General features: G+C 54.4%; 8 protein-coding genes. 6 read left to right on the forward strand and 2 right to left on the reverse strand.

Going from position 1 to position 4,915, the window contains the following annotated elements; all coding sequences use genetic code 11:
* The coding region (locus CINSTRO3249_RS17455; protein WP_217265399.1) for a hypothetical protein at positions 1-200 on the forward strand (200 nt) is incomplete at its 5' end.
* A 290-nt stretch (positions 201-490) separates the two neighbouring features.
* Here the strand turns inward: CINSTRO3249_RS17455 and CINSTRO3249_RS17275 are convergent.
* Positions 491-667 (reverse strand): hypothetical protein, encoded by a 177-nt coding sequence (locus CINSTRO3249_RS17275; RefSeq protein ID WP_174249787.1) that lies wholly within the window; start codon positions 665-667, stop codon positions 491-493.
* Between the two features lie 51 nt (positions 668-718).
* The gene (locus CINSTRO3249_RS12725; RefSeq protein ID WP_074013547.1) at positions 719-1,618 is read right to left on the reverse strand and encodes a LysR family transcriptional regulator; all 900 of its coding nucleotides are present in this window, start codon (positions 1,616-1,618) and stop codon (positions 719-721) included.
* A gap of 120 nt (positions 1,619-1,738) precedes the next feature.
* Between CINSTRO3249_RS12725 and CINSTRO3249_RS12730 the strand changes: the two genes are divergently transcribed.
* The 5 genes from CINSTRO3249_RS12730 to CINSTRO3249_RS12750 form a co-directional block, all read left to right on the forward strand.
* Positions 1,739-2,881 carry an MFS transporter gene (locus tag CINSTRO3249_RS12730; protein ID WP_084790227.1) on the forward strand — a complete coding sequence of 381 codons (1,143 nt, stop codon included), beginning with the start codon at positions 1,739-1,741 and terminating at the stop codon, positions 2,879-2,881.
* A 27-nt stretch (positions 2,882-2,908) separates the two neighbouring features.
* Entirely contained in the window at positions 2,909-3,553 is a 645-nt protein-coding gene (locus tag CINSTRO3249_RS12735) for an NUDIX hydrolase (RefSeq protein WP_074013548.1), read from the forward strand.
* 7 nt (positions 3,554-3,560) lie between these two features.
* Positions 3,561-3,899 (forward strand): hypothetical protein, encoded by a 339-nt coding sequence (locus CINSTRO3249_RS12740; RefSeq protein WP_125933187.1) that lies wholly within the window; start codon positions 3,561-3,563, stop codon positions 3,897-3,899.
* Between the two features lie 95 nt (positions 3,900-3,994).
* Positions 3,995-4,552 carry a hypothetical protein gene (locus CINSTRO3249_RS12745; protein ID WP_074013550.1) on the forward strand — a complete coding sequence of 186 codons (558 nt, stop codon included), beginning with the start codon at positions 3,995-3,997 and terminating at the stop codon, positions 4,550-4,552.
* 193 nt (positions 4,553-4,745) lie between these two features.
* Positions 4,746-4,915: IS1 family transposase (locus CINSTRO3249_RS12750; RefSeq protein WP_143146886.1), on the forward strand; the 170-nt coding region annotated here is incomplete at its 3' end.

Consider the following 4,915-nt stretch of genomic DNA (forward strand, 5'->3'; position numbering starts at 1 on the left):
ATTTCCGCCAAATGGACCATGCCACTCAGAGACTGGAAACCTGCTATGAGCCAATTCATGTTGATGTATGGAGAACGAATCTCCAGTTAAGCGATGGAGCCATTTACACAAAAAAATTTACAGACCCGCGAAATGTAAAGTATGTCAACAACCTGCGCTTATTAGTTCATCTTACTGAATCGATTTTTAACAAAAGCTGATGGACTATTTCGCGCCAACTGATTGGATACTTTCAATTATCGTGTACTTATGTGTGTACTTAAAAGAAAGATTGATTGATAAAAACACAATAAAATCAATACGAATAAGCCAATACTCAATATTCAGATCCATCACGCGCTATCGCATTGTCTCACCAGAATAAAAAGCCATGGAAATCATGGCTTTTCTGTTTTATAACGTCTCGTATCACCCTGGCGCATGCTTGACGTGCAGTTGAGAGTGTACTTATCTAGAAATCAGGTTCTTGCATTTGACCTCTATTCAAGCATTAACGACTCTTCTTCTGATGATGAATAAACGACATGCCTCCAGGATCACCGCTATCACCAACCAGCGCGCCGGCGTGAAGTGATTTGCAGCTTGCGGCGTCTTTCACCGTCAGGCCCAGCGCTCGGGCAAGGCGCTTTTCGATCGCTTTGGCGTCCGTGTCGCGATCAAGCGTCATTTCACCGTTGAACAGCCGAGGCGTGGCATAGCAGCCCGTCTTCGTCGCCGCTTATCGCGCGACCGCCGTCGCCTCACCCAGCGCTTCTCCCAGAAAATCAATAAACACGCGGCTTTTCAGCGGCATAAAAGGCCCGGCGGGCCAAAGCGCCCACAGCGGCTCGCAACGTTCGGCGAAACGTTCCAGCAGGCACACCAATGACCCGCGCCGAAGATCCTCCTGCACGTAATAATCGGGCAACCAGGCAAGTCCCAGGCCCTTTCTGGCGAAATCTCGCCGCGCATGCATGTTGTTGCACACCATAGTCAGCGGTAACGCGGCGAACTGGGCGGGAGAAAGCGTTTTCAGTTGCCACAGTTCCAGCTTACCGCTGTGGGGAAAGCGGTAATGGACGCAGGCATGGCCTGCCAAGTCCGCCGGCGCCTCGGGCGCTCCCGCCCGATCGAGATAAGCTTGGGACGCCACTACGCTTGAGCTGTAGGTGGTGATTTTGCGTGCCACCAGGCGCGAATCGGCGACATGGCCGCTGCGGATTGCGACGTCGAAGCCTTCTTCTATGACGTCTACCAGCCGATCGCTAAAGTCCAGATCGAGCACGATAGTCGGATAACGAGCAGCGAAAGAGGTCATCAAGGGAAACACCAGACTTTCCTGAGCCAGACTGACGCGCAGCGTGCCGGAGGGGGAATGGTTGGCCTGTAACAGCTCATTTCTGGCTTCCTCTACGGCGTTGAGGATCCCGAGGCAACGCTCATAATAGCGCATCCCTTCCGCGGTCAGGGCCATGCTGCGGGTATTACGATTTATCAGCCGGGTGGCAAGGTGCTGCTCCAGACGGGTGATGGCTTTGCTCACCGCCGATGGTGATAGCCCGCTAACCCTGGCGGCCGCCACGAAACTGCCTGATTTGACGACCTGAACAAAAATATCGAGATTATCCCACTGCGCCATGCCGTCCCCGCATTAGTGATTATTTTTCACGAAAGTCGTGAATACAAGCCTGTTTTTCAGCAATCCGCTTCAGGATACTGTGGATGCCCTAACGCTTGCAAAAAGAGACGTAAAAATCGCATGGTGAAGGCTCTGTTAGTATTGATGTTGGGGGCATTTGTTTCGCAAACGACGGAATATTTGCCTATCGGTCTCCTTCCTTTGATTGCTAAGGATTTGCAGGTAACGCAAGGACAGGTCGGTTTTCTGGTGACGGGGTATGCCTGGATTATCACGCTCACGGTCCTGCCGGTGACCCTTCTGACCCGCCGGATCGACAGGCGCGTGTTGTTTTTGTGGCTGTTGGCCATCATAGCCGTGTGCAATGGCCTGGCCATCGTAACCCACCACTATTGGCTGCTGATGATATTGCGCATTGTGGCGGCGCTGGGACATGGCGTGTTCTGGTCAAGTATCGCCGCCTATGCCATTAAAATCGCGCCCGCCATGCCCGCCAGCCGCGTGACGGCAATCGTGTTTGCCGGTATCTCTCTCGCGATCGTCGCCGGTGTGCCGCTATCCTCGGCGCTCGGCCAGGCTTTCGGCTGGCAGCGGGGGTTCGCGCTCTTCGGGCTGCTGGGGCTGGTGATTTTCGTTGCCGGCTATCTCTGGTTACCGTCGCTGCAAGACGATATTCCAAGAGCGAAACCCCGAGCAGAAGCACCCTCAGCGCCGCTGTTGGCCGCGATTGGCGTTACGCTGCTGGTGGTGACCGGCCATTTCACCTGTTATACCTACATTACCGCGCTGCTGCATTCACCGCTCAACATTGCCGGGGCGGCGATCCCGCTTCATTTATTGATCTTCGGCGTGGCGGGCGCTCTCGGTACGCTGCTGGCCGGTACCCTTTCCCTGCGTCCGGCGATAATGACCGCGCTCGCCGGGGCCGGCGTGTTCGTCAGTTTATGGCTGATATTGACGGTCCGGCCGTGGGCAGGTTATTCCTGGCTGGTTATGGCCCTCTGGGGAGGCGCTATTGCGGTTTTGATTATCGCGCTGCAAAGCTGGGTTATTACGCTTGCGCCCGATAAGGCCGAATTTGCCTCGGCGCTGTATGTCATGGCGTTTAATATCGGTATCGGCGGCGGTGCGATGGCGGGCGGGTTACTGCTCGAACGCCTCGGCGCCCCCAGTTTATTGTCTACCGGCATGGTTATCGCCTTCGCCGGCCTGATGCTATGGGCATGGGCGCAATGTCAGGCGCGCGCCGCATGCGGTGAATAAGGCTTATACGACTTATGGGGAGGAAAAATGTCTAGGTTACCGGACTCATCCGAAGCGGCCAGCACGGCCTTAACGGCCATGGCACAGAAAATTCAGGCGCTTGCGCAAACCGGCCTGACCTATGCCGCTGACGCATACGATATCGAGCGCTATGAACAACTTCGCGATATCGCCGGCGCGCTGTTTGCGCAGCTCTCCCCCACCGACGCCCGGACGTTTATCAGCGCGTTTAAACAGCAGGAGGGCTATGCCACGCCGAAGGTCGACACCCGCGCGCTGATCCTGCGCGAGGGCAAAATCCTGCTGGTCAAGGAGGCGGACGATTCAAGCTGGAGCCTGCCCGGCGGCTGGGCCGATGTTGGCGACCGCCCATCCATGGCGGTTTGCCGCGAAGTCAGGGAAGAGACCGGGCTCCAGGTGGAGGCGACCCGCCTGCTCGGATTATGGGATCGTAACCTGCACGGCCATCCCCCCTATCCCTGGCACGTGTATAAACTGATTTTCCATTGCCGCGAAACCGGCGGCGCGTTGCGCTTAAGCCCGGAATCGCTGGATATCGGTTTCTTCGATCCGGACAGCTTGCCGCCGTTGTCTCTCACCCGCATCGTCCCCGAAGAGATTCATACCAGCCTGGACATTATCAAGAACGCAGCGGACGCCTGGTTCGATTGACGGTGACATGCCAACCCCCTCTGGCGTGACGGTCAACTCGTCCCGCGCCAGCCGCATCGGCCTGGCCAATGGCCCTATCGTCGCTGGCGGACAGAGGGTCGCCGGCGGCATCGTTAAACCGGCAGCAATGGGTAAGCCGGCGTTAATGAGTAAACCGGCGCTGCTGGGCCCGAGTCGGCCTGCGGCGCCGAATGTAACGCCGCCCGCCAATCACATCGGCCGTTATGGCGCCGCCGCGCGCGCCCTCTGCGCGCGCGAGGTCAATATTGAGCCATGCATGGGTAATATTTATCGGCGCCATATCAACGCGGCACACCGAATGAATCGGCATTTTACGGTGATTTAAAATAACAAGAAACGACCCTCCGCAATTATCAGCATCAACATTTCATCCAGAAACCGCTAAAATATTTCCTCTCAGCCGCAGAGTATGCCATTACAATGAATAACGATGAAAAACACCAATCCATTATCTATTACGGCAGAGTAGTGTCTAAAATTACACTGATGATAATTTTATTAATGATTATTATTAACATCTTGAGCTGGTATATTCCCGAGATCATGCTCAATACTTATGGACTCGGCCTTTTTGTCACTCAACGAGTCATTACTAACCCGGTGATAATACTCACCGATTTCGGGCAAATGTCGCTGGGTATGCTTGTCACAACTCTGCCGTTGCTCGCGCTGGGCTTCGGTATGTTTGCCCTTGACCGATTATTCGGTATTTACCGTCAGGGGCATTACTTTTCCCTCAGCGCCGCCCGGCAGCTGAATCTTGCGGCCGCCGGTTTTCTTTTTTGGGCGGTAGCGGATATGGTGTGCGAACCCTTTCTAACCTATCTTTTAACGCTACCGCTGCCCAAGGAAAAACGTATTATCTCCCACGGTTTTTCTGCCGGGCATGGTGTGGCGCTGCTTCTCTCTTCCGCACTGGGGATTGCCGCCCGCATTCTGCGCTACGCCTGTTGCAATGATAGTAACGGAATACCATAAGTAATGCGCCGGAGTATTTTCTTAACCGGTAAATCATGTCGTTTTACCCTGAAACAGATCGGCAGCCCATATTATCGGGTCATCAATGGGGGATAATCAGTGCGCAATCACCGAGGTAAACACCATACCATAGATGGTAATGCCTTCAAATAGTTGACTTTTGTGATATTCTGCCTCTATTTGAGGTTTCCACGTGGTTACAGTTTCTGTTCATTGTCCTCGCTGCCATTCAGATGAAATTTATCGACATGGCCTTAGTCCAACTAAGCGCGAACGCTTCCGGTGTCAGTGCTGTCACCGTGTATTCCAGCTTACCTACCGCTATGAAGCGCGAAAGCCGGGAGTTAAAGAGCAGATCGTTGA

The sequence above is a fragment of the Candidatus Sodalis sp. SoCistrobi genome (genome assembly GCF_900143145.1).
In the GTDB taxonomy this organism is placed as follows: domain Bacteria; phylum Pseudomonadota; class Gammaproteobacteria; order Enterobacterales; family Enterobacteriaceae; genus SoCistrobi.

Bases quoted from the DNA above. Each gene is read 5' to 3' on its own strand.
- CINSTRO3249_RS17275 (WP_174249787.1), bottom strand. From the start codon at position 667: ATGACGCTTGATCGCGACACGGACGCCAAAGCGATCGAAAAGCGCCTT.
- CINSTRO3249_RS12725 (WP_074013547.1), bottom strand. From the start codon at position 1,618: ATGGCGCAGTGGGATAATCTCGATATTTTTGTTCAGGTCGTCAAATCA.
- CINSTRO3249_RS12730 (WP_084790227.1), top strand. From the start codon at position 1,739: ATGGTGAAGGCTCTGTTAGTATTGATGTTGGGGGCATTTGTTTCGCAA.
- CINSTRO3249_RS12735 (WP_074013548.1), top strand. From the start codon at position 2,909: ATGTCTAGGTTACCGGACTCATCCGAAGCGGCCAGCACGGCCTTAACG.
- CINSTRO3249_RS12740 (WP_125933187.1), top strand. From the start codon at position 3,561: ATGCCAACCCCCTCTGGCGTGACGGTCAACTCGTCCCGCGCCAGCCGC.
- CINSTRO3249_RS12745 (WP_074013550.1), top strand. From the start codon at position 3,995: ATGAATAACGATGAAAAACACCAATCCATTATCTATTACGGCAGAGTA.